Source organism: Curtobacterium sp. 320, from assembly GCF_031455235.1.
Lineage (GTDB): Bacteria > Actinomycetota > Actinomycetes > Actinomycetales > Microbacteriaceae > Curtobacterium.
Window position 1 is genome coordinate 154773 of record NZ_JAVDSI010000002.1, and the last position, 26470, is coordinate 181242.

36 protein-coding genes are annotated in these 26470 nt (G+C 69.5%); 33 read left to right on the top strand and 3 right to left on the bottom strand.

Features of this window, described 5'->3' with window-relative positions; genetic code table 11:
- The first annotated feature begins 168 nt into the window (after nt 1–168).
- The 25 genes from J2X60_RS04010 (at nt 169) to map (ending at nt 15050) form a co-directional block, all read left to right on the top strand.
- The gene (locus tag J2X60_RS04010) at nt 169–1146 is read left to right on the top strand and encodes a DNA topoisomerase IB (protein WP_309886576.1); all 978 of its coding nucleotides are present in this window, start codon (nt 169–171) and stop codon (nt 1144–1146) included.
- Nucleotides 1147–1226: 80 nt separating this feature from the next.
- A complete protein-coding gene (locus J2X60_RS04015; RefSeq protein WP_070417683.1) occupies nt 1227–2039 on the top strand; it encodes a DarT ssDNA thymidine ADP-ribosyltransferase family protein in 813 nt (270 codons plus the stop codon).
- Nucleotides 2040–2560: 521 nt separating this feature from the next.
- Nucleotides 2561–2869 (top strand): 30S ribosomal protein S10, encoded by a 309-nt coding sequence (gene rpsJ / locus J2X60_RS04020; protein ID WP_022903286.1) that lies wholly within the window; start codon nt 2561–2563, stop codon nt 2867–2869.
- 13 nt (nt 2870–2882) lie between these two features.
- Nucleotides 2883–3536 (top strand): 50S ribosomal protein L3, encoded by a 654-nt coding sequence (rplC, locus tag J2X60_RS04025; RefSeq protein ID WP_070417684.1) that lies wholly within the window; start codon nt 2883–2885, stop codon nt 3534–3536.
- Nucleotides 3537–3538: 2 nt separating this feature from the next.
- Nucleotides 3539–4198: a 50S ribosomal protein L4 gene (gene rplD / locus J2X60_RS04030; RefSeq protein ID WP_070417685.1), complete on the top strand. Its 660-nt coding sequence runs from the start codon at nt 3539–3541 to the stop codon at nt 4196–4198.
- A complete protein-coding gene (gene rplW / locus J2X60_RS04035; RefSeq protein WP_022903283.1) occupies nt 4195–4494 on the top strand; it encodes a 50S ribosomal protein L23 in 300 nt (99 codons plus the stop codon). The genes rplD and rplW overlap by 4 nt, the downstream gene beginning before the upstream one ends.
- 18 nt (nt 4495–4512) lie before the next feature.
- On the top strand, nt 4513–5352 hold the full coding sequence (rplB, locus tag J2X60_RS04040; protein WP_070417686.1) for a 50S ribosomal protein L2: 840 nt from the start codon (nt 4513–4515) through the stop codon (nt 5350–5352).
- An 11-nt stretch (nt 5353–5363) separates the two neighbouring features.
- Nucleotides 5364–5645 (top strand): 30S ribosomal protein S19, encoded by a 282-nt coding sequence (gene rpsS, locus J2X60_RS04045; RefSeq protein WP_022906343.1) that lies wholly within the window; start codon nt 5364–5366, stop codon nt 5643–5645.
- Nucleotides 5646–5670: 25 nt separating this feature from the next.
- Nucleotides 5671–6063 (top strand): 50S ribosomal protein L22, encoded by a 393-nt coding sequence (rplV, locus tag J2X60_RS04050; protein WP_022906344.1) that lies wholly within the window; start codon nt 5671–5673, stop codon nt 6061–6063.
- The gene (gene rpsC, locus J2X60_RS04055; RefSeq protein WP_022906345.1) at nt 6063–6860 is read left to right on the top strand and encodes a 30S ribosomal protein S3; all 798 of its coding nucleotides are present in this window, start codon (nt 6063–6065) and stop codon (nt 6858–6860) included. Before rplV ends, rpsC begins: the two co-directional genes overlap by 1 nt.
- A gap of 2 nt (nt 6861–6862) precedes the next feature.
- Nucleotides 6863–7282, top strand: coding sequence for a 50S ribosomal protein L16 (gene rplP, locus J2X60_RS04060; protein ID WP_022906346.1), 420 nt, complete (start codon nt 6863–6865; stop codon nt 7280–7282).
- Nucleotides 7282–7602 (top strand): 50S ribosomal protein L29, encoded by a 321-nt coding sequence (gene rpmC / locus J2X60_RS04065; RefSeq protein WP_022906347.1) that lies wholly within the window; start codon nt 7282–7284, stop codon nt 7600–7602. Before rplP ends, rpmC begins: the two co-directional genes overlap by 1 nt.
- A complete protein-coding gene (rpsQ, locus tag J2X60_RS04070) occupies nt 7602–7886 on the top strand; it encodes a 30S ribosomal protein S17 (RefSeq protein WP_022906348.1) in 285 nt (94 codons plus the stop codon). The genes rpmC and rpsQ overlap by 1 nt, the downstream gene beginning before the upstream one ends.
- Before the next feature lie 31 nt (nt 7887–7917).
- Nucleotides 7918–8286, top strand: coding sequence for a 50S ribosomal protein L14 (gene rplN / locus J2X60_RS04075; protein WP_017885523.1), 369 nt, complete (start codon nt 7918–7920; stop codon nt 8284–8286).
- Between the two features lie 3 nt (nt 8287–8289).
- Nucleotides 8290–8649 (top strand): 50S ribosomal protein L24, encoded by a 360-nt coding sequence (gene rplX, locus J2X60_RS04080; protein ID WP_022906349.1) that lies wholly within the window; start codon nt 8290–8292, stop codon nt 8647–8649.
- Nucleotides 8649–9239, top strand: a complete 591-nt coding sequence (gene rplE, locus J2X60_RS04085; protein WP_022906350.1) for a 50S ribosomal protein L5 — start codon at nt 8649–8651, stop codon at nt 9237–9239. The genes rplX and rplE overlap by 1 nt, the downstream gene beginning before the upstream one ends.
- A gap of 153 nt (nt 9240–9392) precedes the next feature.
- On the top strand, nt 9393–9791 hold the full coding sequence (rpsH, locus tag J2X60_RS04090; protein ID WP_022906351.1) for a 30S ribosomal protein S8: 399 nt from the start codon (nt 9393–9395) through the stop codon (nt 9789–9791).
- A gap of 6 nt (nt 9792–9797) precedes the next feature.
- On the top strand, nt 9798–10334 hold the full coding sequence (gene rplF, locus J2X60_RS04095) for a 50S ribosomal protein L6 (protein ID WP_031261772.1): 537 nt from the start codon (nt 9798–9800) through the stop codon (nt 10332–10334).
- A 2-nt stretch (nt 10335–10336) separates the two neighbouring features.
- Nucleotides 10337–10711: a 50S ribosomal protein L18 gene (gene rplR / locus J2X60_RS04100; protein WP_031261773.1), complete on the top strand. Its 375-nt coding sequence runs from the start codon at nt 10337–10339 to the stop codon at nt 10709–10711.
- Nucleotides 10708–11508: a 30S ribosomal protein S5 gene (gene rpsE, locus J2X60_RS04105; protein WP_070417687.1), complete on the top strand. Its 801-nt coding sequence runs from the start codon at nt 10708–10710 to the stop codon at nt 11506–11508. The genes rplR and rpsE overlap by 4 nt, the downstream gene beginning before the upstream one ends.
- Complete coding sequence (rpmD, locus tag J2X60_RS04110; RefSeq protein WP_022906355.1) at nt 11508–11693, top strand: 50S ribosomal protein L30; 186 nt, start codon at nt 11508–11510, stop codon at nt 11691–11693. Before rpsE ends, rpmD begins: the two co-directional genes overlap by 1 nt.
- Entirely contained in the window at nt 11690–12154 is a 465-nt protein-coding gene (rplO, locus tag J2X60_RS04115; RefSeq protein WP_022906356.1) for a 50S ribosomal protein L15, read from the top strand. Before rpmD ends, rplO begins: the two co-directional genes overlap by 4 nt.
- Nucleotides 12155–12299: 145 nt before the next feature.
- Nucleotides 12300–13622: a preprotein translocase subunit SecY gene (gene secY / locus J2X60_RS04120; protein ID WP_022906357.1), complete on the top strand. Its 1323-nt coding sequence runs from the start codon at nt 12300–12302 to the stop codon at nt 13620–13622.
- Entirely contained in the window at nt 13619–14209 is a 591-nt protein-coding gene (locus J2X60_RS04125; RefSeq protein ID WP_070417689.1) for an adenylate kinase, read from the top strand. Before secY ends, J2X60_RS04125 begins: the two co-directional genes overlap by 4 nt.
- Before the next feature lie 61 nt (nt 14210–14270).
- Nucleotides 14271–15050, top strand: a complete 780-nt coding sequence (gene map / locus J2X60_RS04130) for a type I methionyl aminopeptidase (RefSeq protein ID WP_396127776.1) — start codon at nt 14271–14273, stop codon at nt 15048–15050.
- A 243-nt stretch (nt 15051–15293) separates the two neighbouring features.
- Here map and J2X60_RS04135 read toward each other — a convergent pair whose 3' ends face one another.
- A complete protein-coding gene (locus tag J2X60_RS04135) occupies nt 15294–16616 on the bottom strand; it encodes an LCP family protein (protein WP_309886577.1) in 1323 nt (440 codons plus the stop codon).
- 288 nt (nt 16617–16904) lie between these two features.
- Here J2X60_RS04135 and infA point away from each other — a divergent pair, with 288 nt between their 5' ends.
- The 8 genes from infA (at nt 16905) to J2X60_RS04175 (ending at nt 24660) form a co-directional block, all read left to right on the top strand.
- A complete protein-coding gene (gene infA, locus J2X60_RS04140) occupies nt 16905–17126 on the top strand; it encodes a translation initiation factor IF-1 (protein ID WP_017885509.1) in 222 nt (73 codons plus the stop codon).
- A 70-nt stretch (nt 17127–17196) separates the two neighbouring features.
- Nucleotides 17197–17313, top strand: a complete 117-nt coding sequence (rpmJ, locus tag J2X60_RS04145; protein WP_022903266.1) for a 50S ribosomal protein L36 — start codon at nt 17197–17199, stop codon at nt 17311–17313.
- Nucleotides 17314–17475: 162 nt separating this feature from the next.
- Entirely contained in the window at nt 17476–17850 is a 375-nt protein-coding gene (gene rpsM, locus J2X60_RS04150; RefSeq protein WP_058728274.1) for a 30S ribosomal protein S13, read from the top strand.
- 9 nt (nt 17851–17859) lie between these two features.
- The gene (rpsK, locus tag J2X60_RS04155; RefSeq protein WP_017885507.1) at nt 17860–18258 is read left to right on the top strand and encodes a 30S ribosomal protein S11; all 399 of its coding nucleotides are present in this window, start codon (nt 17860–17862) and stop codon (nt 18256–18258) included.
- A 208-nt stretch (nt 18259–18466) separates the two neighbouring features.
- Nucleotides 18467–19462, top strand: coding sequence for a DNA-directed RNA polymerase subunit alpha (locus J2X60_RS04160; protein WP_022906362.1), 996 nt, complete (start codon nt 18467–18469; stop codon nt 19460–19462).
- A 66-nt stretch (nt 19463–19528) separates the two neighbouring features.
- The gene (gene rplQ / locus J2X60_RS04165; protein WP_070417691.1) at nt 19529–20095 is read left to right on the top strand and encodes a 50S ribosomal protein L17; all 567 of its coding nucleotides are present in this window, start codon (nt 19529–19531) and stop codon (nt 20093–20095) included.
- A 208-nt stretch (nt 20096–20303) separates the two neighbouring features.
- Complete coding sequence (locus tag J2X60_RS04170) at nt 20304–21422, top strand: aromatic acid exporter family protein (protein WP_309886578.1); 1119 nt, start codon at nt 20304–20306, stop codon at nt 21420–21422.
- Nucleotides 21423–21450: 28 nt separating this feature from the next.
- Nucleotides 21451–24660: a BTAD domain-containing putative transcriptional regulator gene (locus J2X60_RS04175; RefSeq protein WP_309886579.1), complete on the top strand. Its 3210-nt coding sequence runs from the start codon at nt 21451–21453 to the stop codon at nt 24658–24660.
- On the opposite strand, the gene J2X60_RS04180 is transcribed toward J2X60_RS04175, so the two are convergent.
- Together J2X60_RS04180 and J2X60_RS04185 are read right to left on the bottom strand one after the other, a co-directional pair.
- Nucleotides 24642–25472, bottom strand: a complete 831-nt coding sequence (locus J2X60_RS04180) for an ABC transporter permease (protein ID WP_092385277.1) — start codon at nt 25470–25472, stop codon at nt 24642–24644. The genes J2X60_RS04175 and J2X60_RS04180 overlap by 19 nt on opposite strands.
- Nucleotides 25469–26458: an ATP-binding cassette domain-containing protein gene (locus tag J2X60_RS04185; protein WP_309886580.1), complete on the bottom strand. Its 990-nt coding sequence runs from the start codon at nt 26456–26458 to the stop codon at nt 25469–25471. Before J2X60_RS04185 ends, J2X60_RS04180 begins: the two co-directional genes overlap by 4 nt.
- Nucleotides 26459–26470: the final 12 nt, after the last annotated feature.

Sequence of the window (26470 nt, forward strand, 5' to 3'; positions counted from 1 at the left end):
CGGTCGGACCCGACCCAGCGGCGGACGGGAGGCACGGTGCCGGCTGGCACCGTCCCTCCCGTCTCGGCCGTCACCCCGCTGGCGCGGTGCGCCGGAACCGGCGGGTGGGGCCCACCTCCAGTCCGTCGCCGGGCCGGGTCACAGGCGGTGGCGAGTTGCATCGAGAGTGTGACCCGTCTCCGCCGCTCCGCGACCAACGGTCGCGGCTACCACCGCGTCCGCAGCGGACGTGGCTTCTCCTACCGCGACCCGGACGGCACCACCGTCACCGACGCCGCGGTCCGGCAGCGTCTCGAGGACCTCGTCATCCCGCCCGCGTGGGACGACGTCTGGATCTCCCCGTACGAGAACGGCCACATCCTGGCGACCGGCATCGACGGCGCCGGCCGTCGGCAGTACATGTACCACCCGTCCTGGCGCGAGCGGATGGACCGCATCAAGTACGACCGTGCGCTGGCGCTCGCTGAATCCCTGCCGGTCGCACGACGCGGGGTCACCATGGACCTCCGGCGGCCGGAGCCCGACCGGCAGCGTGCCCTCGCGGCGGCCTTCCGGATGCTCGACCAGGGGTCCCTGCGGGTCGGGTCGGAGCGGTACGCCACCGAGCACGGCAGCCGTGGCCTTTCTACCCTGCTGTGCGCGCACGCACACGTCTCCGGCGACGACATCGAGCTCGACTTCCCGGGCAAGAGCGGCCAGGAGTGGTCGTCCTCGATCCACGACCCCGACCTCGCGACCGTCATCGCGGGCATGAAGCGGCGTGGACCGAACGCCCGGCTGCTCTCGTTCCGTGCACGCCGCGGCGCCGAGTGGGAGCCCCTCTCAGCCGAGGACATCAACGAGTACGTGAAGGAACGTGCCGGTGACGAGTTCACCGCGAAGGACTTCCGCACCCTGCACGGCACCGTCGCCGCCGCGGTCGACCTCGCGGCGACCGGACCGCAGTCGTCCGTGACGAAACGGAAGAAGGCGGTGTCGCACGCGGTGAAGGTCGCGAGCGAGGAACTCGGCAACACCCCGACGGTGTGCCGGCAGAGCTACATCGACCCGCGCCTGCTCGACGCCTACGACCACGGCGAGACCATCGACCCCGACCGCACGCACGCGGCCGAGTCGGAGGTCCGCGCACTGCTCTACCGACAGTGACCGGGAAGGGGCCGGGATGACGTACCGTTGGACCTCGTGCCCGAACACCCCCACCCGGGCACGGAAGGACCCCACCAGTCGTGACTGACGAGTGCATCCACGGATTCCCCACCGAACTCTGCGACATCTGCGCGCCACGGCAGCGCGAGGCCGCAGAACTCCCCACCACCCCGACCCCGCGCCGCACCCGGATCACCACCTCGCTCCGGACCGTCCCCGGCCAGGCGGCGACCCCGGCGTCCTCGCTGCGGTCCCCGGTGCCCGACCTGCCCGAGGCGCGTGACTTCGCCTCGCTCCGCGCGCACCACGTGACGCACGTGGACAACCTCGACGACATCGTGGGGTCCGGTGCGATCCTCGCGTCGGACGCCGTGACGCCGGTCGTCGACGTCGCCTCCGCCGCTGCCCGGGCCGCCCGCGCCGAGGCACACGCCCCCGACGGCTCCCCGGTCGCCGCGCACGTGCCGTTCACGCTGTCGCCCGACGCGACCCGCTGGGACGAGCTGCGCACCGGCGCCGAGGGCGAGCGGTGGTCCGACGCGGCCCGCCGGACCCGGGCGACGGAGTACATCATGCTCGTCGTGCCGGTGTCGGCCTTCGGGGCGTCGGTCATCGTCGCCGACCAGGACGCCGACGCCGAGGACGTCCGGTTCGCCGTCGGGCCCGAGGCCGCGACGAACCTCATCCGCCGTACCGACTTCACCGACCCGGAGATGCTCGGCCTCGAGCTGCTCGCCGGCCCGAGCGTGCCGTTCTCCGCCGTCGCGGTCATCGGCGTCCCCAACGACCGCGTCCGCCAGACGGTCAAGGCCGTGCTCAAGGACCACGGCGGACACGCTCCCCGGGTCGCGGTCTTCCCCCCGTGGTTCGTCCCCCCGGTCGTCGCGGAGTAGTCCCGACCGACCCCTGCGACGTGCCCTCCGGACCGGCTCCGGAGGGCACGTCGCGCGTCGGGGGCGACCCGCGCCTCTTGGCCCTCGATCCGCGTGGATCCGGGGAAGCGGGCCGATCCCGACACGCCCGTGATTCGCGACACGCCCGGGTTGCACGGATGCCGTGCCTATGCGAGACTTGTCCGGTTCCGAAATTCCGCGCGCGTTCGCGTGCGCAGGATCACTGCTCTGGCAGTGCACAACCCCCCTGTCCAGCAGGGCTGGGTTGGGCCGCAGGCAGCAGAACACGATCGACTCCCCACCAAGCGTGACGGGCACTGCTGTGCCCAGAGCGTGCGGGAGTCGACATGCCCACGCTGAACGGCCCAGGTCGCTCCGCGCGGTTGACACGAGAACAGCGGTCATCCCCAGCGGATGCGGCCGGTTGGTTCACAGAAAACAGCCAAGCCCTGCAGGAATGCACGGTGGCGGCGGCGTCAGGCGGCCCGAGGGTGCGCGGCGCAGAGAGGACAAAGAGACACATGGCGGGACAGAAGATCCGCATCCGGCTCAAGTCGTACGACCACGAGGTCATCGACACGTCGGCCCGGAAGATCGTCGACACGGTGACCCGTGCCGGTGCGACCGTGGTCGGCCCGGTGCCGCTCCCCACCGAGAAGAACGTGGTCACCGTGATCCGTTCTCCCCACAAGTACAAGGACTCGCGCGAGCACTTCGAGAAGCGCACGCACAAGCGGGTCATCGACATCGTCGACCCGACGCCGAAGGCCGTCGACTCGCTCATGCGACTCGACCTCCCGGCCGACGTCAACATCGAGATCAAGCTGTAAGGGGGCTGGACTGATGGCGAACTCAACCAAGACCGTCAAGGGCCTCCTCGGCAAGAAGCTCGGGATGACCCAGGTGTGGGACGAGAACAACAAGTTCATCCCCGTCACCGTGATCGAGGTCGGCCCGAACGTGGTCACCCAGATCCGCAACGTCGAGCGCGACGGCTACGAGGCGATCCAGATCGCCGCCGGCGCCATCGACCCGCGCAAGGTCAACAAGCCGGCCGCCGGCCACTTCGAGGCAGCCGGGGTCACCCCGCGCCGCACCCTCACGGAGATCCGCACCAACGACTCCGCTGAGTACACGCTCGGCCAGGAGCTCACCGTCGACACGTTCGAGGCGGGCCAGAAGGTCGACGTCGTCGGCACCTCCAAGGGCAAGGGCTTCGCCGGTGTCATGAAGCGCCACGGCTTCGCCGGTGTGTCCGCTTCGCACGGTGCCCACCGCAACCACCGCAAGCCCGGTTCGATCGGTGCTTCGTCGACCCCGTCGCGTGTCTTCAAGGGCATGCGCATGGCCGGTCGCATGGGTGGCGAGCGTGTGACCGTCCTCAACCTCACGGTGCACGCCGTCGACGCCGAGAAGGGTCTGCTGCTCGTCAAGGGCGCGATCCCCGGTGCTCGCGGTCGCTCCGTCTTCGTCCGCACCGCCGTGAAGGGTAAGTGATCATGGCCACCACGACCGCAACCACGATCGACGTCCTCGACGCATCGGGTGTCAAGTCCGGCACCGTCGAGCTCCCCGCCGAGCTCTTCGACGTCGAGACCAACGTCCCGCTGATCCACCAGGTGGTCACCGCGCAGCTCGCAGCCGCGCGTCAGGGCACCCACAAGACCAAGAACCGCGGCGAGGTCCGCGGTGCTGGTCGCAAGCCGTTCAAGCAGAAGGGCACCGGCCGCTCCCGTCAGGGTTCGGTCCGCGCTCCGGAGCACACCGGCGGTGGCGTCGTCCACGGACCGACCCCGCGCGACTACTCGCAGCGCACCCCGAAGAAGATGATCGCCGCTGCTCTGCTCGGCTCGCTCTCGGACCGCGCCCGCGGTGGCCGCATCTCCGCTGTGGAGGGCTTCGTCGCGGCCGAGGTGCCGTCGACCAAGACCGCCCGCACGCTCATCGAGAAGGTCGCGCCCGTCAAGCACGTGCTCGTCGTGCTCGAGCAGGACGACGAGCTCACGCTCAAGTCGATCCGCAACCTGCCGAACGTCCACGCGCTCTCGTACGGCCAGCTCAACGCCTACGACGTGCTCAAGGCCGACGCGCTCGTCTTCAGCAAGAGCGCACTCGACGCCTTCATCGCGTCGAAGACCGCGAAGGAGATCTCCGCATGAGCGGCTTCAACAAGGACCCGCGCGACATCATCATCTCGCCGGTCGTCTCGGAGAAGAGCTACGGCCTGATCGACCAGGGCAAGTACACGTTCATCGTGGACCCCCGTTCGAACAAGACCGAGATCAAGCTCGCCATCGAGAAGATCTTCGACGTCAAGGTCGCGAGCATCAACACGCTGAACCGTCCGGGCAAGACCCGTCGCACGCGCTTCGGCATGGGCAAGCGCAAGGACACCAAGCGTGCCATCGTGACGCTCAAGTCCGGTTCGATCGACATCTTCACGGCTGTCGGCTGAGGACCAGAGGGATAAATCATGGCTATTCGTAACTACAAGCCGACGACCCCCGGTCGTCGCGGCTCGTCGGTCGCCGACTTCGCTGAGATCACCCGTTCGACGCCGGAGAAGTCGCTGCTTCGTCCGCTGCCGAAGACCGGTGGCCGCAACAGCTCCGGCCGCATCACCACCCGTCACATCGGTGGTGGCCACAAGCGTCAGTACCGCGTGATCGACTTCCGTCGTCACGACAAGGACGGCATCGACGCCAAGGTCGCGCACATCGAGTACGACCCGAACCGCACGGCGCGCATCGCGCTCCTGCACTACGTGGACGGCACGAAGCGCTACATCATCGCGCCGAACAAGCTCAAGCAGGGCGACGTCATCGAGCAGGGGGCCGGCGCGGACATCAAGCCGGGCAACAACCTGCCGCTGCGCAACATCCCCGTGGGTACCGTCGTGCACGCGATCGAGCTCCGCCCCGGTGGCGGCGCCAAGCTCGCGCGTTCGGCCGGCGCCTCGGTGCGTCTCGTCGCCAAGGACGGCCCCTACGCGCAGCTCCGTCTGCCGTCGGGCGAGGTCCGCAACGTCGACGCACGCTGCCGCGCCACGATCGGCGAGGTCGGCAACGCCGAGCAGTCGAACATCAACTGGGGCAAGGCCGGCCGCATGCGCTGGAAGGGCGTCCGCCCGACCGTGCGTGGTGTCGCGATGAACCCGGTCGACCACCCGCACGGTGGTGGCGAGGGCAAGACCTCCGGTGGCCGTCACCCGGTCAGCCCGTGGGGTCAGGCCGAGGGCCGCACGCGCAAGCCGAACAAGCCGAGCGACAAGCTCATCGTCCGTCGCCGTAACGCCGGCAAGAAGCGCAAGTAGGAGTTCAGAAGATGCCACGCAGTCTGAAGAAGGGCCCCTTCGTCGACGAGCACCTGCTCCGCAAGGTCGTCACGCAGAACGAGGCCAACACCAAGAACGTGATCCGCACCTGGTCGCGTCGCTCGATGATCATCCCGAACATGCTCGGGCACACGATCGCCGTGCACGACGGCCGCAAGCACATCCCGGTGTTCGTCACCGAGTCGATGGTCGGTCACAAGCTCGGCGAGTTCGCGCCGACCCGCACCTTCCGTGGTCACGTGAAGGACGACAAGAAGGGCCGTCGCCGCTAAGGCGGCGACGCAGAGGAGGAACGAAATGGTGGAGTCGATCGCACGCGTGCGACACATCCGCGTCACGCCTCAGAAGGCCCGTCGCGTCATCGAGCTGATCCGCGGCAAGCAGGCCCACGAGGCCCTCGCCATCCTGAAGTTCGCCCCCCAGGGCGCTTCGGAGCCCGTGTACAAGCTGGTCGCCTCGGCGATCGCGAACGCACGGGTCAAGGCGGACTCGACGAACAGCTTCCTCGACGAGCGCGACCTCTACGTGAGCCGCGTCTTCGTCGACGAAGGTACGACCCTGAAGCGGTTCCAGCCGCGCGCCCAGGGCCGCGCCTTCCGCATCAACAAGCGCACCAGCCACATCACGGTCGTCCTCGCGACGCCGGATGAGGTCGAGGCTGCCGCGACGAGCAAGAAGGCGAGCAAGTAATGGGCCAGAAGGTCAACCCGTACGGCTTCCGTCTCGGGATCACGACGGACCACGTCTCGCACTGGTTCACCGACAGCACGAAGCCGGGTCAGCGCTACGCCGACTACGTGGCCGAGGACATCAAGGTGCGCGAGTACCTGAAGAAGACCCTCGACCGCGCCGGCGTCGCCCGCATCGAGCTCGAGCGCACCCGTGACCGCGTCCGCGTGGACATCCACACCGCGCGTCCGGGCATCGTCATCGGTCGCCGTGGCGCCGAGGCGGAGCGCGTCCGTGGCGAGCTCGAGAAGCTCACCAAGAAGCAGATCCAGCTCAACATCCTCGAGGTCAAGAACCCCGAGACCGAGGCCCAGCTCGTCGCGCAGGGCATCGCCGAGCAGCTCTCCGCTCGTGTCGCGTTCCGTCGCGCCATGCGCAAGGGCCTGCAGGGTGCACAGCGCGCCGGCGCCAAGGGTGTCCGCATCCAGGTGTCGGGTCGTCTCGGCGGCGCCGAGATGTCGCGCTCGGAGTTCTACCGCGAGGGCCGCGTGCCCCTGCACACGCTCCGCGCGAACATCGACTACGGCTTCTACGAGGCCCGGACCACGTTCGGCCGCATCGGCGTGAAGGTCTGGATCTACAAGGGCGACATCACGAACAAGGAGCTCGCTCGCGAGCAGGCGAACCAGCGTTCGTCGCGCCCGGAGCGTCGTGGCGGCCCCCGTGGCGAGCGCGGCGACCGCCGTGGCGGCGACCGTGGCGGCCGTCAGCAGCAGGCCCCGCAGGACGCGCCGGCCGGCGCAGGAGTTGAGGCGTAACCATGCTTATTCCCCGTCGAGTCAAGCACCGCAAGCAGCACCACCCGAAGCGTTCGGGCCAGGCCACCGGTGGCACCAAGGTGTCGTTCGGTGACTACGGCATCCAGGCGCTGACGCCCGCTTACGTGACCAACCGTCAGATCGAGTCCGCTCGTATCGCCATGACGCGTCACATCAAGCGTGGCGGCAAGGTGTGGATCAACATCTACCCGGACCGTCCGCTCACGAAGAAGCCCGCCGAGACCCGCATGGGTTCCGGTAAGGGTTCCCCCGAGTGGTGGGTCGCCAACGTCAAGCCGGGCCGTGTGCTCTTCGAGCTCTCCGGCGTCAACGAGGACATCGCCCGTGAGGCGCTGACCCGTGCAATCCACAAGCTGCCCCTCAAGGCACGCATCATCAAGCGCGAGGAGGGCGACGCATAATGGCGATCGGTTCCAAGGAGCTCCGTCCGACGGAGCTCGACACGTTCGAGAACGAGCGTCTTGCTGACGAACTGAAGAAGGCCAAGGAGGAGCTCTTCAACCTCCGCTTCCAGTCGGCCACCGGCCAGCTGGAGAGCCACGGTCGTCTCCGTGCCGTCAAGCGCGACATCGCTCGCATCTACACCGTCCTCCGCGAGCGCGAGCTCGGCATCCGTGCCACTCCCGCGCCCGTCGAGACCGCCCCCAAGGCCAAGAAGACGACCAAGAAGGCTGAGAAGCCGGCTGAGTCGGCCGAGGCCGAGACCGCCGAGGAGAAGTAATGGCGAACGAAGAGAAGACCTCCGCCGCCTCCGCTCGCGGCTACCGCAAGACGCGTCGTGGCTACGTCACGAGCGACAAGATGGACAAGACCATCGTGGTCGAGGTCGAGGACCGCGTGAAGCACGCGCTCTACGGCAAGATCATCCGTCGCACGTCCAAGGTGAAGGCCCACGACGAGCTCGGCACCGCTGGTGTCGGCGACCTCGTCGTGATCAGCGAGACCCGTCCCCTCAGCGCTTCCAAGCGCTGGCGCCTGGTCGAGATCCTCGAGAAGGCCAAGTAGGCCCCGGCCTGCTTCGGAATAGGAGACAGCAGTGATTCAGCAGGAATCCCGCCTCAAGGTCGCCGACAACACGGGTGCCAAGGAGATCTTGACCATCCGCGTGCTCGGTGGCTCGGGTCGTCGCTACGCCGGTCTCGGTGACGTCATCGTCGCCACGGTGAAGGACGCCATCCCCGGCGGCAACGTGAAGAAGGGTGACGTCGTCAAGGCGGTCATCGTTCGCACCAAGAAGGAGACCCGTCGTCAGGACGGCTCCTACATCAAGTTCGACGAGAACGCGGCAGTGATCCTCAAGGCTGACGGCGACCCGCGCGGCACGCGCATCTTCGGTCCGGTCGGTCGCGAGCTCCGTGACAAGAAGTTCATGAAGATCATCTCGCTCGCGCCGGAGGTGCTGTAAGCCATGGCGAACATCAAGAAGGGTGACCTGGTCCAGGTCATCACGGGTGCCAAGCAGGAGCGCGGCGGTGACCGTGGCAAGCAGGGCAAGGTCATCGAGGTCCTCAAGGACAAGAACCGCGTCGTCGTCGAGGGCGTGAACTTCGTCACGAAGCACGTCCGCGTCGGCCAGACGCAGCGCGGCTCGAAGACCGGTGGCATCGAGCAGCACGAGGCTCCGATCCACGTGTCGAACGTCGCCATCGTCGACCCGAAGACCAAGAAGCCGACCCGCGTCGGTTTCCGCAACGAAGAGGTGGAGAAGGACGGCGTCAAGAAGACCGTCCGAGTCCGCTACGCCAAGAAGTCGGGTGAGAAGCTCTGATGACCGACACGACTGCCGCGCCGGCGACCAAGGTCGAGCCGCGCCTCAAGCAGAAGTACAAGAACGAGATCAAGGCTGCCCTCACCGAGCAGTTCGGGTACGCGAACGTCAACCAGGTCCCCGGCCTGGTCAAGGTCGTCGTGAACACCGGTGTCGGTGAGGCCGCTCGCGACTCGAAGATCATCGAGGGGGCCATCAAGGACCTCACGGCGATCACGGGTCAGAAGCCCCAGGTCACGAAGGCCCGCAAGTCCATCGCGCAGTTCAAGCTGCGTGAGGGCCAGGCCATCGGCGCGCACGTCACCCTCCGTGGTGACCGCGCGTGGGAGTTCATCGACCGTCTCGTGACCCTCGCACTGCCCCGCATCCGCGACTTCCGCGGTCTCAGCGACAAGCAGTTCGACGGCAACGGCAACTACACGTTCGGTCTCACGGAGCAGTCCGTGTTCCACGAGATCGACCAGGACCGCATCGACCGCGTGCGTGGCTTCGACATCACCGTCGTGACCACCGCGAAGTCGGACGACGAGGGCCGCGCGCTGCTCCGCCAGCTCGGGTTCCCGTTCCGTTCTGCCGAGCAGACGGTCTAAGATACTTCGGGCGGTGCGGGCCGGAGGATTCACGTCCTCCGGCCCGCACGCACGAACACACCGATCCAGGGGAATCGCCCCGGGATCACCCGATCGCTCAGGTCGGCATTCGTGGAACGGGTGTCGAAACCAGGCGAAGAATGGACGACCATCATGACGATGACCGATCCGGTCGCAGACATGCTGACCAGATTGCGGAACGCGAACTCGGCGCACCACGACGCCGTCTCGCTTCCCAGCTCCAAGCTGAAGAAGAACATCGCTGAGATCCTCAAGCGCGAGGGTTACATCAGCGAGTGGAAGATCGAGGACGCCCGCGTGGGCGAGACCCTCACGATCGACCTGAAGTACGGCCCCGAGCGCGAGCGTTCGATCGCCGGCATCAAGCGCGTCTCGAAGCCCGGTCTCCGGGTCTACGCGAAGTCGACGGAGATCCCCCAGGTCCTCGGTGGCCTCGGCGTGGCGATCCTCTCGACCTCGTCGGGACTGCTCACCGACCGTGAAGCCGAGCAGAAGGGCGTGGGTGGGGAAGTCCTCGCCTACGTGTGGTGATCGACAATGTCTCGTATCGGACGTCTTCCCATTGACATCCCCGCTGGTGTGACCGTCTCCATCGATGGTCAGAACGTCGCGGTCAAGGGCCCGAAGGGCGAGCTCGCGCTCGTCGTCGCCGAGCCCATCCAGGCCAAGGTCGAGGAGAACCAGGTCCTCGTCACCCGTCCGGACGACGAGCGCAGCTCGCGTGCGTTGCACGGCCTGACCCGCACCCTCATCGCGAACAACATCGTCGGCGTGACCCAGGGCTACTCCAAGGGCCTCGAGGTCGTCGGCACCGGTTACCGCGTGCAGGCGAAGGGCAACAACGTCGAGTTCGCGCTCGGCTACTCCCACCCGATCACGGTCGAGCCGCCCGCGGGCATCAGCTTCGCCGTCGAGGGCAACAACAAGCTGACCGTCAACGGCATCGACAAGCAGTCCGTCGGCGAGGTCGCTGCAAACATCCGCAAGCTGCGCAAGCCCGAGCCCTACAAGGGCAAGGGTGTCCGCTACGCCGGCGAGATCGTGCGCCGCAAGGCCGGAAAGTCAGGTAAGTGATCATGGGTCTCCTCAAGACACGAGGCAAGAGCAAGTCGGCCGCCAAGGCGCGCCGTCACAACCGCCTCCGCAAGAAGATCACCGGCACCGAGGCCCGTCCGCGTCTCGCTGTCACCCGTTCGGCGCGTCACGTGTTCGTCCAGGTCATCGACGACGCCAAGGGCCACACGCTGGCCAGCGCGTCGACGATGGAGGCCGACCTCCGTACGTTCGACGGCGACAAGACCGCCAAGGCCCGTCGTGTCGGCGAACTCCTCGCCGAGCGCGCGAAGGCCGCTGGCGTCGAGGCCGTGGTCTTCGACCGCGGTGGTAGCAAGTACGCCGGTCGCGTCGCCGCGATCGCCGATGGTGCCCGTGAAGGAGGGCTGAACCTGTGAGCGACATCGCGAACACGAACGAAGACGCCAACGTCGAAACGACCGAGGCCGCTGAGGCGACCGAGGCCGAGGCCACGAGCACCACGGCCCCCGCGGCCAAGGAGCCCGAGGTCCCCGTCGTCGAGCGCCCCGTCGAGACCGCAGCCGGTTCGGCATCGAACAACCGCGACTCCGCCGACAACCGTGGCCGCCGTGGTGGCGGTCGCGACCGTCAGCAGGGTGGCGGCCGTGGCAACGACCGCAACGGTCGGGGTGGCGACAGCCAGTTCCTCGAGCGCGTCGTGACCATCAACCGCGTCTCCAAGGTCGTCAAGGGTGGTCGTCGCTTCAGCTTCACCGCGCTCGTCGTCGTCGGTGACGGCAACGGTCTCGTGGGTGTCGGCTACGGCAAGGCCCGCGAGGTCCCGACCGCCATCTCGAAGGGCGTCGAGGAAGCGAAGAAGAACTTCTTCCGCGTCCCGCGCGTCGGCAACACGATCCCGCACCCGGTGCAGGGCGAGGCCGCTGCCGGCGTCGTGCTCCTCCGTCCGGCCGCTGCCGGTACCGGTGTCATCGCCGGTGGTCCGGTCCGCGCCGTCCTCGAGTGCGCCGGTATCCACGACGTCCTGAGCAAGTCGCTCGGTTCGTCGAACACCATCAACATCGTGCACGCGACCGTCACGGCGCTGCAGCAGCTCGAGGAGCCCCGTGCGGTCGCAAGCCGTCGCGGTCTCCCCGTCGACCGGGTCGTCCCGGACCGTCTGCTCCAGGCCGAGGCCGCTGCTCTGCGTGCCGCGTCCGAGAAGGCAGGTGCGTGATGGCGATGCTGAAGATCACGCAGACGAAGTCCGTTATCAGCGAGAAGCAGTACCAGCGCGACACGCTCCGCAGCCTGGGTCTCAAGCGCATCGGCCGTACGGTCCTGCGTGAGGACAACGCCCAGAACCGCGGGTACGTCGCGACGGTCGCGCACCTCGTGAAGGTCGAGGAGGTCGACGCATGAGCGACGAGAAGAACGAGCGCGTGCAGGTCCTGAAGCTGCACCACCTCCGTCCGGCAGAGGGCGCCAAGAAGGCTCGCACCCGCGTCGGTCGTGGTGAGGGCTCCAAGGGCAAGACCGCCGGCCGTGGTACCAAGGGCCAGAAGGCTCGTTACCAGGTCAAGGTCGGCTTCGAGGGTGGGCAGATGCCGCTGCACATGCGCACCCCGAAGCTCCGCGGGTTCAAGAACCCGTTCCGCGTCGAGTACCAGGTCGTGAACCTGGACAAGATCGCGGAGCTCTACCCCAACGGTGGCGACGTCACCGTCGCGGACCTGGTCGCCAAGGGCGCCGTCCGCAAGAACGAGAAGGTCAAGGTTCTCGGTCAGGGTGACATCAGCGTGAAGCTCACGGTCTCGGTCGACAAGGTCTCGGCGTCCGCCGCCGAGAAGATCGCGGCTGCTGGCGGCACCGTCTCCCAGTAACCCCGTCGGCGGCCCGTGCGTTTGCGCACGGGCCGCCGTTACGGTTTCCTTGACAGTGGTCGGCGTCCGCCGGCCAGGTCGGTCCTGCCGACCACACCGGTGACGGCCCTCGACGGGCCGCCGGTCCCAGAAGTTCGGAGTCCTCGTGTTCAGAGCGGTCGCGCGCATCATGCGCACCCCAGATCTTCGCAAGAAGATCGGCTTCACCCTCGCGATCATCGCGCTGTTCCGCCTGGGGTCGTACATCCCCGCGCCGTTCGTCGACTACGCATCCGTGCAGACCTGTCTCGCCAGCGCTTCGTCGCAGCAGGGTCTGTACGACCTGATCAACCTCTTCTCCGGCGGCGCGCTGCTGAAGCTCTCGGTCTTCGCGCTCGGCATCATGCCGTACATCACGTCGTCGATCATCGTGCAGCTGCTCCGCGTGGTCATCCCGCACTTCGACGCCCTCTACAAGGAGGGGCAGTCCGGTCAGGCGAAGCTGACGCAGTACACGCGCTACCTCACCATCGCGCTCGGCGTGCTGCAGTCCACCACCCTGATCACGGTCGCCCGCTCCGGCGCCCTGTTCGGCACCAACGCCTCGGCCTCCTGCTCGTCGATCATCTCGAACGACAGCTGGTACGCGATCATGCTCATGGTCGTCACCCTGACCGCCGGTACCGGACTCATCATGTGGATGGGCGAGCTCGTCACCGAGCGCGGCATCGGCAACGGCATGTCGCTCCTCATCTTCACGTCCATCGCGGCGCAGTTCCCCTCGGCGCTCTGGGCGATCGAGCAGTCGAACGGCTTCGAGCTGTTCCTGTTCGTCATCCTCGTCGGCCTGGTCATCATGATGGCCGTCGTGTTCGTCGAGCAGTCGCAGCGGCGCATCCCCGTGCAGTACGCCAAGCGCATGGTCGGTCGCCGCACCTACGGCGGCAACAACACGTACATCCCGATCAAGGTGAACATGGCCGGCGTCGTGCCCGTCATCTTCGCCTCGTCGCTGCTGTACCTGCCGGCCCTGGTCGCGCAGTTCAACCAGCCCTCCGACGGCAGCGAGCCGGCGGCGTGGGTGACCTGGATCCAGAACAACCTGACCTCGGGTGACAACTGGTTCTACATGGTCCTGTACTTCCTGCTCATCGTCGGATTCACGTACTTCTACGTCGCGATCACCTTCAACCCCGAAGAGGTCGCCGACAACATGAAGAAGTACGGCGGCTTCATCCCGGGCATCCGGGCCGGTCGTCCGACGGCCGAGTACCTCGACTACGTTCTCACCCGGGTGACGTTGCCCGGCTCCCTGTACCTCGGTCTCATCGCCCTGATCCCGCTGGCGGCGCTGGCGTTCTTCGGTGCGAACCAGAACTTCCCGTTCGGCGGCGCGAGCATCCTCATCATCGTGGGTGTCGGCCTCGAGACCGTGAAGCAGATCGACTCGCAGCTGCAGCAGCGTCACTACGAAGGGCTTCTCCGTTGAGCGCACGTCTCATCATCGTCGGACCTCCCGGAGCCGGGAAGGGCACCCAGGCCGGTCGCATCGCCGACGCGTTCGGGATCCCCGCCGTCTCGACGGGTGACATCTTCCGCAAGAACGTCGCAGAGGGCACCCCGCTCGGCGTCCAGGCGAAGGCGATCATGGACGCGGGCGACTACGTCCCCGACTCGCTCACGAACGAGCTCGTGAAGTCGCGCCTGCACGAGGCCGACGCCGAGAACGGCTTCCTGCTCGACGGCTACCCCCGCACGGTCGGGCAGGTCGAGTACCTCGACGCGCTCCTCGCCGAGCAGGGCACCGGCATCGACGCGGTCGTGCAGCTCGTCGCCGACCAGGACGAGCTCGTCGGCCGCCTCCTGAAGCGCGCCGAGGAACAGGGCCGCAGCGACGACAACGAGGAGACCATCCGTCGTCGGCAGCAGGTCTACACCGAGCAGACCGCTCCGATCGTGGCGGCGTACGGCGAGCGTGGGCTCGTCGTCGACGTCGACGGCCTCGGTGGCATCGACGAGGTCGGCGATCGGATCCAGGCCGCGCTGTCCTCGCGTGGGCTGACCGCGGGCGTCTGACGCCAGCGTGGTGCGGTTCCGCAAGCCCTCGATCTACAAGACGCCGGACGAGCTCCGCGCCATGGTGCGTCCGGGTCTGCTGACCCACGACGCACTGGCGGCGGTGCGCGACGCGATCCGTCCGGGCATCACCACGGGCGAGCTCGACGCCATCGCCGAGCGGGTCATCCGTGACGGCGGCGGCATCCCGAACTTCCAGCTCGTCCCGGGCTACCGGCACACGCTCTGCGTGTCGGTGAACGACGAGATCGTGCACGGGATCCCGGGGGAGCGTGTGATTCAGCCCGGTGACGTCGTGTCGGTCGACGCCGGTGCCGAGGTCGACGGCTGGAACGGTGACAGTGCCTTCACGGTCGTCGTCCCGGGTGGCGACGCCGGTGTCAGTGCGGCCCGGCAGACGCTCTCGGACACCACCGAGCGTGCGCTCTGGCACGGCATCGCGGCGCTCGCGCACGCGAAGCACCTGCACGAGGTCGGTGCCGTCATCGAGGACGCCATCGACGAGACCGGCGCATGGGGCATCGTCGAGGACTACACCGGCCACGGCATCGGCCGCTCGATGCACGAGGACCCGCCCGTCTTCAACTACCGCGTCCGTGGCGCCGGTCCGGCGATCAAGCCCGGGCTCGTGGTCGCGATCGAGCCGATGGTCACGGCCGGCACGATCGACAGCTCGACGGACGACGACGAGTGGACCGTCCGCACGCTCGACGGTTCCGACGCCGCGCACTGGGAGCACAGCATCGCGGTGCACGCCGACGGCATCTGGGTGCTGACGGCGGCCGACGGCGGCGCCGCGGGCCTGGCCCCGCTGGGTGTGACGCCGGTCCCGATCCCGTAGGGCGCGCCTCCCGTCGGTCGCGTCTCCCGCAGGTGGGACTGCCTGACCCGGCGCGTGAGCGCCCTCGCGTCCGGTCCTGTCGGACGGCCAGGAGGCGCGGTGCGGCCCCGCCACGCGCCTCCGGTCCGAACCTGCGCACGTCCACGACGTCTGCACCGTGTGGAACACGTGCACTCGTCGTCAGGGTGCGCACCCGCGCGCGACGCGCAACGGGCACCGGGCGACGGGCGCAGCGCGCCGGCCTCAGTCGTTGCCGACTGAGCAGGTCTCCTCGGACGCGCTCTGTCCGGTGATCGACGAGGGCAGCGGCGTCGCCGAACCGGTCGCGGCGCTCGTGGCGGTGCCGGACGCCGATCCGGACGCCGTGCCGGTGCCGCTGCCGGCCGCGGTACCCGAGGACGTCCCGGCCGAGGACCCACCGGCCGACGACGTCCCGGTCGAGGTCCCCGTGGACGGAGCAGCGGTCGCCGTCCCGCTCGAGCCGGAGGACTCCTCCGACGCGCGCCCCGTGCTCGAGTCGCTCAGCGAGGTCTTCTGGTCGTTCTGCAGCGCGACGTTGAGGGTGTGGGCGGCGTCCTGGTCGACGATCACGCGCGCGCTGTCCTCGGGGTCGTCCGCGACCGGGTACTGCACGAACAGCATGTTCGCCGTGCTCATCCCGCGCAGGGCCCCGGCCAGTCCGACGAGCGTGCGCGCCTGGGCGAGGCCGTCGGACAGCGTCATGTTCGACAGCGCGGCGCCGGCGAGCTTGTAGAGCGTGATCGGGTTCGAGAGCGTCCCGTCCGAGGTGACCTTGCGCAGCAGGGCCGACAGGAACACCTGCTGCGAGCTGATGCGCGCGAGGTCGCTCCCGTCGCCGACACCGTGCCGGGTGCGGAGGAACGCGAGCGCGTCCGTGCCCTCGAGCTTGTGCGAGCCGGCCGTCAGGTGCAGGTTCGTGTAGGAGTCGTTGATCGGGTCCGCGACGCACACGTCCACGCCGCCGAGGGCGTTCGACATCTCGATGACGCCGTCGAACGTGATGAGCCCGGCGTACGGGATGCTCAGGCCGGTGAGGTTCTCGACGGTGTCGACGACGCACGAGACCCCGCCGTTCCCGAGGGCCGTGTTGAACTGCGCGGACGTGGCCGCCGGGTACGTGGTCCCGCTCTCGGGGTTCGTGCACGCCGGGATCGGCACCATGAGGTCGCGCGGGAAGCTCACCGCGGTCAGCTGGGTGTGGTCCTGCGAGATGTGGATCAGCATCGTGACGTCGTTGCGGGCGCCCTCGACGTCCTCGTCCGAGTCGAACTGCCCGATGCGGGTGTCGCTGCCGATGAGCAGGATGTTCGCACCGCCCTTGATGGCCGTGATGTCGGCCGTCTGCGCGGTGCTCTGGTCGTCCGTGCTGAGCTTGACCGTCCTCGGCGCCGTGGCGAGCTGCGCACCCGCGATGGCGGCGACGCTCGTCCCGCTCACGAGGACGACGGCGAGGGTGGACGCCACGATCGACGCGAGCGTGCCCCATCCGCGGCGGCGCGGGAGGCGGCCGTGGCGGGCGAACGGGCGTCGGGTGGCGTCGTGCACGTGGTCTCCGTTCGGTGGTCCGTGCGGCGCGGTCTGCACGGGCGGGGGCGACGGCCACGCTAGGGGCCGGTGACCAACGGGACCCCGGAGCGCGCCGTCAAACCACTGTGGAACGCTCAGACAGCGCTGTGAAGCCCCAGACGTGGGGACTTCGCCGTCTCCACTTGGCAATCCTGGGTTTACCACATAGGATCGATCTTTGGTGTGTCATGCCCATTGGGCGTGGCGCCCGACCCGCAGACCGGCTCGGGGATCACACCGGTAATCCAACCAAGCGACAGTGAGGCTATGGCCAAGAAAGACGGCGTCATCGAGATCGAGGGCTCGGTGCTCGAAGCTCTGCCCAACGCGATGTTCCGCGTTGAGCTGACCAACGGACACAAGGTCCTTGCGCACATCTCCGGGAAGATGCGCCAGCACTACATCCGCATCCTCCCCGAGGACCGCGTGATCGTGGAGCTGAGCCCGTACGACCTGACCCGCGGCCGGATCGTCTACCGCTACAAGTGATCCGCGAGCTGGAAAGGAACGGCCCGGCAACCCTGCCGAGCACGAAGCCAGCGAGCACGAGGAAAGAACAATGAAGGTCAACCCCAGCGTCAAGCCCATCTGCGAGCACTGCCGTGTCATTCGCCGCAAGGGCCGCGTCATGGTGATCTGCAAGAGCAACCCGCGTCACAAGCAGCGCCAGGGCTAGTCCCGGCTGCCTGACGCGATCGCCCTCGGGCGGCTGCGAGCAGGATCCACAACTCAACATCGAACGCAGTACCAAGATCCGCGCGAGCGGGGACACCTCGGGTCGGAGGCCCGAGCACCGGTACTGCTCCACACCTCCATCGACAACAGGAGCAGCCATCACATGGCACGTCTAGCAGGCGTCGACATCCCGCGCGAGAAGCGCGTGGAGATCGCACTCACGTACATCTACGGCGTCGGCCGTACCCGCGCGGTCCAGGCACTCGCCGAGACCGGTATCTCCGGTGACATCCGCGTCAAGGACCTGACCGACGACCAGCTCGTCGCCCTCCGTGACTTCATCGAGGGCAACTTCAAGGTGGAGGGTGACCTCCGCCGTGAGGTCGCAGCCGACATCCGCCGCAAGGTCGAGATCGGTAGCTACGAGGGTCTTCGCCACCGTCGTGGTCTCCCGGTGCGCGGTCAGCGCACCAAGACCAACGCGCGTACCCGCAAGGGACCGAAGCGCACCGTGGCAGGCAAGAAGAAGGCTCGATAGGAGACCCCGATGGCTACCCCCAAGACTGCCGCGCGCAAGCCGCGCCGCAAGGAGAAGAAGAACGTCGCCGTGGGCCAGGCCCACATCAAGAGCACGTTCAACAACACGATCGTCAGCATCACCGACCCGTCGGGTGCCGTCCTCAGCTGGGCGTCCTCGGGTGCCGTGGGCTTCAAGGGTTCGCGCAAGTCGACGCCGTTCGCGGCGCAGCTCGCCGCCGAGTCCGCTGCGCGTCAGGCGCAGGAGCACGGCGTCAAGAAGGTCGACGTCTTCGTGAAGGGTCCGGGTTCGGGCCGCGAGACCGCGATCCGCTCGCTCCAGGCCGCTGGCCTCGAGGTGGGTTCGATCAACGACGTCACGCCGCAGGCGCACAACGGGTGCCGCCCGCCCAAGCGCCGTCGCGTCTGACGCGAGGAGCAACCGGCCGCACCCTGCTCGTCCCCTGACGGGGGCGAGCAGGGCCCGCGGCCATTCCTGGTCGTTCGATCGCGCAGGCCGTGCCGTCCTGGCAAGCGCGTGCGCGTGATCACAACTCAACAGACCCGTCGGGGCCCGGTCGGCCCCGTCGTACCGCCGAGTGTCATATAGCGGACACTCCGCCGAAAGGAATCCCACAGTGCTCATTGCACAGCGCCCCACCCTGACCGAGGAGACGATCTCCGAGTTCCGCTCGCGCTTCGTCATCGAGCCGCTCGAGCCGGGCTTCGGTTACACCCTCGGCAACTCGCTGCGCCGCACGCTCCTCTCCTCGATCCCCGGCGCGGCTGTCACCAGCATCCGCATCGACGGCGTCCTCCACGAGTTCAGCACCGTTCCCGGTGTCAAGGAAGACGTCACCGAGATCATCCTCAACATCAAGAGCCTGGTCGTCTCCAGCGAGCACGACGAGCCGATCACGGCGTACCTGCGCAAGCAGGGTGCCGGTCAGGTCACCGCAGCGGACATCTCCGCTCCGGCCGGCGTCGAGATCCACAACCCGGACCTCGTCATCGCGACCCTGAACGACACCGCGCGCTTCGAGCTCGAGCTGACGATCGAGCGTGGCCGTGGCTACGTCTCGGCGACGCAGAACCGTTCGGAGTTCAGCGAGGCCGGTCAGATCCCGATCGACTCGATCTACTCGCCGGTCCTCAAGGTCACCTACCGCGTCGAGGCGACGCGTGCCGGTGAGCGCACAGACTTCGACCGCCTGGTCGTCGACGTCGAGTCGAAGCCGGCCATCACGCCGCGCGACGCCATCGCGTCGGCGGGTCGGACGCTCGTCGAACTGTTCGGGCTCGCCCGCGAGCTCAACACCGCGGCCGAGGGCATCGAGATCGGCCCCGCGCCGGTCGACGCCGTGCTCTCGAACGAGCTGCAGACCCCGATCGAGGACCTGGACCTGTCGGTCCGCAGCTACAACTGCCTCAAGCGGGAGGGCATCAACACGGTGTCCGAGCTCGTCGCCCTGTCGGAGACGCAGCTCATGAACATCCGCAACTTCGGTCAGAAGTCGGTGGACGAGGTCAAGGACAAGCTCACCGAGCTCGGCCTGTCCCTCAAGGACACCGTCCCCGGATTCGACGGCGCCCACTTCTACAGCGGGTACGACGAGGACGAGTCCAACAACTGACCTCGCGCTGACGCGCACGCGCGCCGCTGACGCAGCGCGCAACACTTTCACCACTGGAGAACTGACATGCCGAAGCCCACCAAGGGCCCCCGCCTCGGTGGCGGCCCCGCCCACGAGCGCCTGCTCCTGAGCAACCTCGCCAACGCCCTCTTCACGCACGGTCGCATCACGACCACCGAGACGAAGGCCAAGCGCCTCCGTCCCGTCGCCGAGCGTCTCATCACGTTCGCGAAGCGTGGCGACCTGCACGCGCGTCGTCGCGTGATCAGCATCCTGCGCGACAAGTCCGTCGTGCACACGCTGTTCACCGAGATCGCCCCGCAGGTCGAGGACCGTCAGGGCGGCTACACCCGCATCACGAAGCTCGGTTTCCGCAAGGGCGACAACGCTCCCCTCGCGTCGATCGAGCTCGTCCTCGAGCCGGTGTCGAGCACGCCGGCCCCGGTCAAGCGCGACGCGGCCCCGGCCGCTGCTGCTCCGGTCGAGGAGCCCGCCGCCGAGGACACCACCGACGAGGCCCCGGTCGAGGAGACCGAGACCACCGAGGAGTCCGCTCCCGTCGCCGAGGAGACCGAGACCGAGGCAGCTGCCGAGGTCGAGGCCGACGCCGCCGAGAAGTCGGACGACAAGTAGTCACAGCCCCACCACGACGAAGCCCCCGCAACACGCGTTGCGGGGGCTTCGTCGTGTCCTGGGGGTGACCGGACGGCGGCCTGGAGGCGCGGTGCGGGCCCGCCCCGTTCCTCCTGGCCCACAGGCGGCAGAGCCGCAGAACGCGGACCCGCTCCGTCTCACAGGCGCGGCACCGTATCGTGACCGGCCGACACGACGAGAGGGACCGATGCAGTTCGAGCACATCGCGGGTGTGGGGACCCGGGTCTGGCGGTGGAGCCGGACCTCCGGGACGCAACCGCGCCTGCTCCACGCCGCGAAGGCCGCCGTCGCGGCGGTCCTCGCGTGGTTCATCGCGCGACACATGCCCGGGGTCGCGGCGGAGTACCCGTACTACGCACCGCTCGGCGCCGTCGTGGCGATGCAGACGACGGTGTTCGCCGGCATCCGGAGTGGGGTCCAGACGCTCGTCGGCATCGCGCTCGGCATCGTCATCGCCGGGTTCACGATGTGGGTCGGAGACCCGGGCTTCCTGGCGATCGCGCTGGCGGTCGGCATCGGCGTCCTCGTCGGCGGGTTCCGCGTCCTCGGCGAGGGCAGCTCCTGGGTGTCGACTGCCGCGCTCTTCGTCCTGCTCGTCGGAGGCGCCCACGCCGAGGGGTACTCGCTCGGGTACCTCGTGCAGATGGCCGTCGGTGTCGTGGTGGGCCTCCTGGTGAACTTCCTCGTCTTCCCGCCCCTCCGCTTCTGGGACGCCGAGCACCGGATCGACGCCGTGAACGGGGTCCTCGCGGACCACCTGGACGGGCTCGCGGCGGTCCTCGAGGAGGGCGAGCGGGACGAGAAGGCGTGGGATCGGCAGCAGGACCGGCTGGACCGTGCCATCGCCGACGTCCGCTCCCGGGTGTCGATCGCGCACGAGAGCCGGCGGCTGAACCCGCGCGGAGCACTCCGTGGGTCCCGGGCACGGCTCGAGCAGGACGGTGCCCGCTTCCGTGCCCTCGAGCGGGTCGCCTGGTACACGACGGACCTCACCGAGCTCGTCGCCCGGTCGGGTCCGGTGTCGGAGGGGCTCGGGCGACCGGACCCCGAGTTCGCCGAGCCGCTCGCGAAGGCCCTCCGCGAGCTCGCGTGCATGGTCCGCGGCGAGTGCCCCGAAGAGGCGGGCGACGACGCGATCGCCGAGGTCGAGCGGGCGCTGGACGCGTCGCGCGAGAACCCGTCGCACGTCGCGGTCACGTCCGCCGCACTCGTGGCGATGCGCGGCATCGTGGAGTCCGAGCGCCGGGCGACGAACGACCTCGACACCCGCACGGGGCCGTCCGCCTTCCGGAGCGCCCGCGGCTGACCCTCGACGCTCGACCTAGACTCGGGACGTGCCCGTCCACTCTCGCGTCGCCGTCCTCGGGCCGGTCGAGGTCGAGGACCAGCAGGGGCGCGCGACCGCGGTGCCCGGGGCTCTGGCACGCGGGTTCCTCGTCGCGCTGGTGCTCGCGCGCGGACACGCCGTGACGACCGAGGCGCTCATCGACGAGCTCTGGGGCGACGACCAGCCGCGCGGCGCCCGTGCAGCGCTGCAGACCCTCGTCTCCCGGCTCCGGCGCAGCACGGCCGACGGCGTCGTCGTGTCGACCAGCACCGGGTACGCACTCGGGGTCGACCCCGGCTCGGTCGACCTGACGGCCGCCGAGCGCGCGGCTGCCAGCGAGGACGTCGCGGTGGTCCGGGCAGCACTCGACGGCTGGCGGGGCGACCCCGGCGCGGACGTCGACGGGGACCTCGGCGCCGCGCTTGCCGACCGCGCGGCCACTGCCCGCCGTGCGCTCCGACGCCGGCTGGGCGAACTCCTCCTCGACCGCGGGGACGCGGCCGAAGCGGCAGCGCTGTGGCTCGCCGAGTCCGAGGCGAACCCGTTCGACGAGGTCGCCGTCGCCGGGTGCATGCGCGCGCTGGTCGCCGCCGGCCGGAACGCCGAGGCGCTCGCCGCGTTCGCGACGCACCGCGACCGCCTCGCCGACGAGCTCGGCGCGGACCCCTCGGCCGACCTGGTGCGGCTGAACGCCGACCTGCTCCGCCGGTCCGCCGCCGACTCCGGTCGTGCTCGTCGGGTCGGGCTGCGGGCCGCGCCGAACACGCTCGTCGGGCGGCACGAGGACCTCGCCGCCGTCACGGACCTCCTGTCCCGCAACCGGCTGGTCACGATCCTCGGTGCGGGTGGGCTCGGCAAGACCCGCCTCGCGCAGGCGGTCGCCGCCGGTGTGCCGCCGACCACCGGCGTGGTGGTGTTCGAGCTCGCACCGATCGCCACCGCCGAGGACGTCGTCCCCGCGCTCGGTGCCCTGCTCGGGGTGGCCGAGTTCCGCTCCGCCCGGGCGCTGCGGGAGGTCGTCGTCGCCGACCTGCGAGCGCGTGTGGGGCGGGCGCTCGGAGAAGCCCCGACGGTCCTCGTCCTGGACAACTGCGAGCACCTCGTCGGCGACGTCGCCGGGTTCGCCGCCGACCTGCTCGCGAGCATCCCCGACCTCCGGATCCTCACGACCTCGCGCGCACCGCTCGCGATCGCCGGCGAGGTCGTGGCGCCCCTGGCGCCCCTCCCGGTCGAGGCCGACGGCGCCGCGGTCCGGCTGTTCACCGAGCGCGCCCGGGCGGCCCGACCCGGGGCCGTGCTGCCCGTGGACACCGTCCGCCGCATCTGTACGCGGCTCGACGGGTCGCCGCTCGCGATCGAGCTCGCCGCGGCGCGGATCCGGGGGATGAGCGTCGACGAGATCGAGCGCCGGCTCGACGACCGGTTCGCCCTGCTCCGCGGCGGCGACCGCAGCGCCCCGGAGCGGCACCGTACGCTCCTGGCGGTCATCGAGTGGAGCTGGCGCCTGCTCGACGCGGGCGCGCAGGACCTCCTGACCCGCCTGGCACTGTTCCCGGACGGCCTGGCGGTCGACGCCGTCGAGGCCGTGGCCGCGCCGGACCGCCGGGACGACGCGCTCGACGACCTCGCCGAACTCGTCGAGCAGTCCCTCGTGCAGCTCGTCGAGGTCGAGGGGGAGCCGGTCCGCTACCGCCTGCTCGAGACCGTCCGCGAGTTCGGGGCCGCACGGCTCGACGAACGTGGTGCCACCGAGGCCGTGCATACGGCGATGATCCACTGGGGGCGTGACTTCGCCGCCGCCAGGAACCTCTTCACGCTCACCGGCCCGGAGCAGCTCGACCGCTTCCACGAGGTCCAGCGCGAGGCCGACAACCTCGTGACCCTGCTCCGCTGGAGCCTCCGCGCCGACGACGCCTCGGCGACCGCGCACGTCTTCGCCGCCCTCGGGGCCTACTGGACGCTCCGGGGTGCCCACGGCGAGGTCACCGCGATCGCGTCCGACGTGGTCGCGGTGCTGCGCTCGGGTCCGCCCGCGCCCGAGGACGTCGCCGCGGTGCACGTCGGGCTCGTCGTCGCCGGGGCCTCCTCGGCGTTCGACGACCGCCGGACCGCCGCGTGGGCGATCTCCACGCTCCGGCGCCTCCGCCGCGTCGGGACGACGGGGTTCCCGGTGCTCGATGCACAGGCGGCCCTGCTCCTGACGCTCGGGCGTCCGGCGGCGGGCACCGCGCTCCTCGCGCGCCTCCGCGACGACCCCGACGAGGGCGTGGCCGGCACCGCCAACATGCTCAGCGCGCCCCTCGCCGAGAACGACGGCGAGTTCGCGGCGGCCCTCCGGTACGCCACCCGGGCGCAGACGCTCGCGGAGCGCACCGCCGACGCGTGGACGATCGGCACCGTGGCCGTCACCATGACGCAGCTCCTCGCCCAGACCGGCCGGTACGCGGACGCCCTCGCGAACGCCGACCGCGCCCGTGAGCAGCTCGAGCGCTTCGGCGCCGAGGACGACCTGTACGAGATCGGCTGGACCGTCGGGCTCTGCTCGGCCGCGACCGGCGCCGTGGACACCGCCCGGTCGATCGCCGCCGAGCTGCAGCACCGACCGGTCGCGGGGCGCGGCGGCTTCGACGGCGACCGCTCCCAGATCGGCGTGCTCGCGGTCGCGATCGGCGCGGAGTGCCTCCGGTTCGAGGGCGACCTCGATGCCGCTGCCGCGCAGTACACGGCCGCGTGGGACTGGGTGCTGCCGCACCGGAAGGCGACACCGCACTGGACCGTGATGGCGGGCGCGGCGCGGATCGCAGCGGTCGACGAGGCGGCGCTCGGCGCGCCCGACGGAGCCGCACCGCGCCTCCAGGCCGCCGAACGCGCGGTCGCTCGCCGCATCCGGAAGGCCGCACTCGTGATGATCCGCGTCCACCCGTGGTGGCTCGACCTGCCCGTCATCGGCACGACGCTGGCGGGACTCGCGGTCGCGGCGGCGCGCAGCGACCGTCCGGCCGAGGCGGCCCGGTGCTGGGGTGCCGCGATGCGGTTCGGCACCCGGCAGGACTTCGCGGTGCTCGCCCACGGACGGCTCCGACCGCTCCTCGTCGACGCGCTCGGCGAGGCCCGCGTCGCGGACGCCGAGACGGCCTCGACCGGATGGGACCGGACCGAGGCCGTCGCGCGGGCGAGGACGCTGCTGGAGGACCTCCGCTACGCCTTCCGCATGTAGGCGCGGACCGTCAGCGGCGCGAACACGGCGACCACCACGGCGGCACCGAGCAGGCTGATCCAGAGGTCACCGGTGACGGCGCCGTGGTTGATCAGCTCGCGGACGGCGGTGATGAGGTGCGAGATCGGGTTGACCTCGGTGAACCAGCGCAGCCAGCCGGGCAGGGTGTCCGTGGGGACGAACGCGTTCGACAGGAACGTCAGCGGGAAGAGCACCAGGTTGGCGATGCCCGAGACGCTCGACGCGGTGCGGGCGATCACGCCGAAGTAGGCGAAGATCCAGCTGATCGACCAGGCGACGACGATCACGAGCACGCCGGCCAGCACGACCGCCGCGGCACCGCCCTCGGGACGGAGGCCCATGATGATGCCGACCGTGAACGTGATGGCGGTGGCGATCGCGTACCGGACCGTGTCGGCGAGCAACGCACCGGCGAGCGGCGCGATGCGGGCGATCGGCAGGGACTTGAAGCGGTCGAACACGCCCTTGTCCATGTCCTCGCGGAGCTGGACGCCGGTGACGATCGAGGACGTGATGTTCGTCTGCACGAGGATGCCGGGGATGATGACGGGCAGGTAGCTGGACACGTCGCCGGCGATCGCGCCGCCGAAGATGTACGTGAACATCACGGTGAAGACGATCGGCATGAGCGTCACGTCGAACAGCTGCTCGGGCGTGCGACGGACCTTCACCAGGCCGCGGTACGCCATCGTGAAGGACTGCCGGACGGTCGCGCCGAGTCCGGAGCCGCCGATGCCGGGGCGTGGGGCGACCCGCGGCGCCGAGGTGGGGGTGGGGGCGATGGTGGTCATGCGATGCTCCCTTCGAGCTCGCGCGTGGTGTCGTCGTCGGTGGTGGCCGGGGCACCCGTGATGGTCAGGAACACTTCGTCGAGCGTGGGCTTCTGCACGCTCATCTCGGCGAGGGAGATGCCGGCGTCGCGGAACGACACGAGCAGGTCGGTCACGCGGTCCGGGTCGGACATCGGCGCGGTGAGGCGCGAGCCCTCGGGGCTGGCCACCGCGTCGACGCCGAGGCTGTTCCGCACGATGGTGCGGGCGGCGTCGAGCCGGAACGGGTCGGCCAGCCGGAGCTGGAGCGAGCTCGACCCGATCGACGCCTTCAGCTCGTCGCCCGTGCCCTCGGCGACGACGCGGCCGTGGTCGATCACGGCGATGCGGTCGGCCAGCTGGTCGGCCTCGTCGAGGTACTGCGTCGTCAGCAGGACGGTGGAGCCGGTCGCGACGAGCTCCCGGATCGTGTCCCACATCTGGGCGCGGGTGCGGGGGTCGAGACCCGTCGTCGGCTCGTCGAGGAACAGCAGCGGCGGCTGTGCGATGAGGCTCGCGGCGAGGTCGAGACGCCGACGCATGCCCCCGGAGAAGTTCTTCAACGGACGGGACGCAGCCTCGGTCAGCCCGAAGCGCTCGAGCAGCTCGGCGGCCTTCCGCTTCGACTCGGCGCGGCCCAGGCCGAGCAGGCGCGAGAAGATGACGAGGTTCTCGGTCGCGCTGAGCGTCTCGTCGACGCTCGCGTACTGGCCGGTCACCCCGATGAGGGAGCGGACGGCCTGCGCCTCACGGCGGACGTCCCGTCCGAAGATGCGGGCCTCGCCGGCGTCCGCCTTGAGCAGCGTCGCGAGCATCGAGATGGTGGTGGTCTTGCCGGCGCCGTTGGGGCCGAGCACGCCGTAGACCGTGCCGGCCTCCACGCGGAGGTCGACACCGTCCACTGCGCGGTTCGTCCCGAAGGTCTTCACGAGGCCGGTGGCCTCGACCGCGAGCGGTGTGGTGGTCATTCGCGCAGGTCC

Excerpts from the sequence above, each read along its gene's own strand:
- rplV (WP_022906344.1), top strand. The coding sequence starts at position 5,671 with ATGGTGGAGTCGATCGCACGCGTGCGACACATCCGCGTCACGCCTCAG.
- rpmC (WP_022906347.1), top strand. The coding sequence starts at position 7,282 with ATGGCGATCGGTTCCAAGGAGCTCCGTCCGACGGAGCTCGACACGTTC.
- rplW (WP_022903283.1), top strand. The coding sequence starts at position 4,195 with ATGAGCGGCTTCAACAAGGACCCGCGCGACATCATCATCTCGCCGGTC.
- rpmJ (WP_022903266.1), top strand. The coding sequence starts at position 17,197 with ATGAAGGTCAACCCCAGCGTCAAGCCCATCTGCGAGCACTGCCGTGTC.
- rpsJ (WP_022903286.1), top strand. The coding sequence starts at position 2,561 with ATGGCGGGACAGAAGATCCGCATCCGGCTCAAGTCGTACGACCACGAG.
- map (WP_396127776.1), top strand. The coding sequence starts at position 14,271 with ATGGTGCGTCCGGGTCTGCTGACCCACGACGCACTGGCGGCGGTGCGC.
- rplC (WP_070417684.1), top strand. The coding sequence starts at position 2,883 with ATGGCGAACTCAACCAAGACCGTCAAGGGCCTCCTCGGCAAGAAGCTC.
- J2X60_RS04170 (WP_309886578.1), top strand. The coding sequence starts at position 20,304 with ATGCAGTTCGAGCACATCGCGGGTGTGGGGACCCGGGTCTGGCGGTGG.
- rplX (WP_022906349.1), top strand. The coding sequence starts at position 8,290 with ATGGCGAACATCAAGAAGGGTGACCTGGTCCAGGTCATCACGGGTGCC.
- J2X60_RS04185 (WP_309886580.1), bottom strand. The coding sequence starts at position 26,458 with ATGACCACCACACCGCTCGCGGTCGAGGCCACCGGCCTCGTGAAGACC.
- rpmD (WP_022906355.1), top strand. The coding sequence starts at position 11,508 with ATGGCGATGCTGAAGATCACGCAGACGAAGTCCGTTATCAGCGAGAAG.
- rpsH (WP_022906351.1), top strand. The coding sequence starts at position 9,393 with ATGACGATGACCGATCCGGTCGCAGACATGCTGACCAGATTGCGGAAC.
- rplR (WP_031261773.1), top strand. The coding sequence starts at position 10,337 with ATGGGTCTCCTCAAGACACGAGGCAAGAGCAAGTCGGCCGCCAAGGCG.
- rpsC (WP_022906345.1), top strand. The coding sequence starts at position 6,063 with ATGGGCCAGAAGGTCAACCCGTACGGCTTCCGTCTCGGGATCACGACG.
- rpsQ (WP_022906348.1), top strand. The coding sequence starts at position 7,602 with ATGGCGAACGAAGAGAAGACCTCCGCCGCCTCCGCTCGCGGCTACCGC.
- rplQ (WP_070417691.1), top strand. The coding sequence starts at position 19,529 with ATGCCGAAGCCCACCAAGGGCCCCCGCCTCGGTGGCGGCCCCGCCCAC.
- rplP (WP_022906346.1), top strand. The coding sequence starts at position 6,863 with ATGCTTATTCCCCGTCGAGTCAAGCACCGCAAGCAGCACCACCCGAAG.
- rplF (WP_031261772.1), top strand. The coding sequence starts at position 9,798 with ATGTCTCGTATCGGACGTCTTCCCATTGACATCCCCGCTGGTGTGACC.
- J2X60_RS04180 (WP_092385277.1), bottom strand. The coding sequence starts at position 25,472 with ATGACCACCATCGCCCCCACCCCCACCTCGGCGCCGCGGGTCGCCCCA.
- rpsK (WP_017885507.1), top strand. The coding sequence starts at position 17,860 with ATGGCTACCCCCAAGACTGCCGCGCGCAAGCCGCGCCGCAAGGAGAAG.
- rplB (WP_070417686.1), top strand. The coding sequence starts at position 4,513 with ATGGCTATTCGTAACTACAAGCCGACGACCCCCGGTCGTCGCGGCTCG.
- rpsS (WP_022906343.1), top strand. The coding sequence starts at position 5,364 with ATGCCACGCAGTCTGAAGAAGGGCCCCTTCGTCGACGAGCACCTGCTC.
- rplD (WP_070417685.1), top strand. The coding sequence starts at position 3,539 with ATGGCCACCACGACCGCAACCACGATCGACGTCCTCGACGCATCGGGT.
- rplE (WP_022906350.1), top strand. The coding sequence starts at position 8,649 with ATGACCGACACGACTGCCGCGCCGGCGACCAAGGTCGAGCCGCGCCTC.
- rplO (WP_022906356.1), top strand. The coding sequence starts at position 11,690 with ATGAGCGACGAGAAGAACGAGCGCGTGCAGGTCCTGAAGCTGCACCAC.
- rpsM (WP_058728274.1), top strand. The coding sequence starts at position 17,476 with ATGGCACGTCTAGCAGGCGTCGACATCCCGCGCGAGAAGCGCGTGGAG.
- infA (WP_017885509.1), top strand. The coding sequence starts at position 16,905 with ATGGCCAAGAAAGACGGCGTCATCGAGATCGAGGGCTCGGTGCTCGAA.